This is a genomic window from Desertibacillus haloalkaliphilus (assembly GCF_019039105.1).
In the GTDB taxonomy this organism is placed as follows: domain Bacteria; phylum Bacillota; class Bacilli; order Bacillales; family KJ1-10-99; genus Desertibacillus; species Desertibacillus haloalkaliphilus.
In genome coordinates this window covers 1-452 of the sequence record NZ_JAHPIV010000103.1, presented here as the reverse complement: position 1 = coordinate 452, position 452 = coordinate 1, and the positions used below count along the sequence as shown (strand labels likewise).

Here is a 452-nt window from a genome sequence, read left to right as displayed (position 1 = left end):
TACTTAAGCTATCGCCATCGCCACTAATAATCCACACACTTAAATCAGGCCTTGCTGCTTTCAGTCCGCTGGCAATGGCAGTGGCACGGCCATGAATGGAGTGCATGCCAAACGTATTCATATAATAAGGAAAGCGGCTGCTACACCCAATTCCTGAAATAATGGCAAAATTTTCTTTGGGAATGTCTAAGGTGGGCATTACTTTTTGTACCTGTGCTAAAATAGAATAATCGCCGCAACCGGGGCACCAGCGTACTTCCTGGTCGGTGGCAAAATCTTTGGCAGTTAAGGTAGCTGTGGCTACAACTTCGCTCATGGCTTATAATTTATTTCAATAAATGGTTAGCGAATTTACGTAATTCTTCCCGCTGCTGTTCTAAATTTTTTGTAATTCTTCCCAATATTCGGCCCCACGGCGGGTATGGGGTATTACAATCGTACCACCCACAATA

General features: G+C 44.0%; 1 protein-coding gene. It reads right to left on the bottom strand.

Annotated elements, in window-relative coordinates:
• Window positions 1-316, bottom strand: a 316-nt coding sequence (locus tag KH400_RS21050; RefSeq protein ID WP_246589954.1) for a thiamine pyrophosphate-dependent enzyme, incomplete at its 3' end; no start/stop codon positions are given.
• Between the last annotated feature and the right edge of the window lie 136 nt (window positions 317-452).